Source organism: Pantoea sp. Taur (genome assembly GCF_009830025.1).
GTDB lineage: Bacteria > Pseudomonadota > Gammaproteobacteria > Enterobacterales > Enterobacteriaceae > Pantoea > Pantoea communis.
On sequence record NZ_SZZZ01000056.1, the window covers coordinates 1 to 1856 of the forward strand.

Annotated in this window: 2 protein-coding genes; both read right to left on the bottom strand. The window is 44.9% G+C overall.

What is annotated here, in order from left to right; translation table 11 throughout:
• The coding region (locus FD744_RS26040; RefSeq protein WP_160870026.1) for an endonuclease/exonuclease/phosphatase family protein at positions 1 to 469 on the bottom strand (469 nt) is incomplete at its 3' end.
• Positions 466 to 1785 (bottom strand): hypothetical protein, encoded by a 1320-nt coding sequence (locus FD744_RS26045; RefSeq protein ID WP_373424457.1) that lies wholly within the window; start codon positions 1783 to 1785, stop codon positions 466 to 468. The genes FD744_RS26045 and FD744_RS26040, both read right to left, overlap by 4 nt.
• Positions 1786 to 1856: the final 71 nt, after the last annotated feature.

Sequence of the window (1856 nt, forward strand, 5' to 3'; positions counted from 1 at the left end):
TATTGCCACGGGAGTTGGATGTTCTGCATCCCCATCGTTGGTGTTTGGCGTTGTAGTCTCCTCCAGCAATGAAGCGCGGTCCAAGTGATCGGAATAACGAATCAAGGAGGTTATAAGAAAGGGAATTACCGGGAGGACAGTATACAGCTGAAAATGATAAATTGAAGGGACGAGCTGATATGATTATGGAGGTTGACTGAATGGCATCAGTTGGAGTAGAAGGAAGCAGAGAATGAGGTAAGGATTTATGGATAAGGATACAGGAGCCTGCATGGGAGGTGTTGTCAGGATGATCTGCTCTGTAAGTGATGTAGTCACGTATGTAAAAATAAGATCGTGATGTGAAGTGAGTTTCTGTCAGAAGAGCAATGTCTATTTTATTGTCGTGAAGAAAAAGGTCAAGTTCGTCTCGGTGGTTTTGAAGACCATTTGCATTCCACAAAAGGACTGCTAGGAATTTTCCGTTCATCGAGGGAGATTAAATGGGATTTCTGAAAGGATTCTGGTAAGAAGGGAGATTAGAGGTTTAATAGTCTCTTTCAGATCTAAAAGAAAGGATGAGAGGATCGCTGTTATATCTGTTGATTTTTGGGCGGGAAAAGGATAGAAGTCAGAGGCTTGAGGGATAGGATTGACCTGGCTAGGTGGGGGTTGGATACATCTTGTGATATGAGGAGTAGGTTCGACTTTTAATGGAGCTTGGGTTGGGGGTTTAATTTGGATAGGATAGGCTGGTGCTGGGTGTGAGGCCTCAGGTGGTAGTTTAACCTTAAGAGGTAATTTATATAAGGGAATGTCTTGCGGTGCTTGAGTCTGAGGTTGGGAAGTGCAGGGGAGTGGTTGGGAGGGCTGAGTGACAGGATGGGAGGTCTGAGGCGCCTGACCTCGGGGCTGTCTTAACTTATAAGAATATGTTGTTCTGAGTCCCTGGCGAGGAGGATTCACGGGAATTGAAGCAGAAGGCTGTGAGCCGGTGTTTTCATTTTTTTCTGGATGTCTTGTCGCAGAATCCGGTTTTTCAGGTCGAGATGCAAAGTTCTTCTGATCCTGGGTTTTTGAAGCAGAGTTATAAGCTCTTTGTCTTTGGAAGTTTTTGTAGACCAAGCAGCCTCTGTAGTTAGCTGGGTGGTCGTCACCACAAAGTGCACATTTCGCTGGGGTCTCTCGGGTCTTTTGGCAACTTTCGGATAGGTGTGGACCAGCGCATTTGACGCATCTGGCCTGATGGTGGCAATAGGCTTTGGTGTGACCTAAGTTTTGGCACCTGGTGCACTGGACAATAATTGCTTTTTGTCTGGGCTCTTCAAACCGCACACAAGAGTAAACCAGCCTCATTATATTAAATATTTCTGCATTATTTGGTGCAGGTTCCAAATCGACGAAAAATAGTGGTAGGGGATATTTTTCAGTCGGGTGCAATACACAAGCGATTTGTCTGACTTTATGTCCAAGTTCTTCTATATCTCGCTTTATTGCATCTGTTGGGGTAGTGTTGTGAAGACCTCTAAGTACCACTCTGTAAGATTTTTCTTCCTTAAGCTGGTAGCAATGGAATTCATATTTTTTGTCTGTAAGGTGTTTCACAAGTGTTTTATAATGCTGTCTGGTATTTGTATTAATTTTAATGTCTTTAACACGTGAGAAGCACCTGAAGTTTGGCTGTCCGATCAGGTTTGAAATTTCTTGACCGAACGTTAAAAAATTTTTAATATTAGTGACGAATATCGGGGATCTGCTGTGGCAGCAGGCGGCACAAGGCGGTGCACAGGCGTGCGCGATCAACACCGGTGAACTGGCGGTGGGCAAACGCGCCGACTGGCTGGTGCTGGAAAACGATGCCTTCCTGAGCAGCGTAA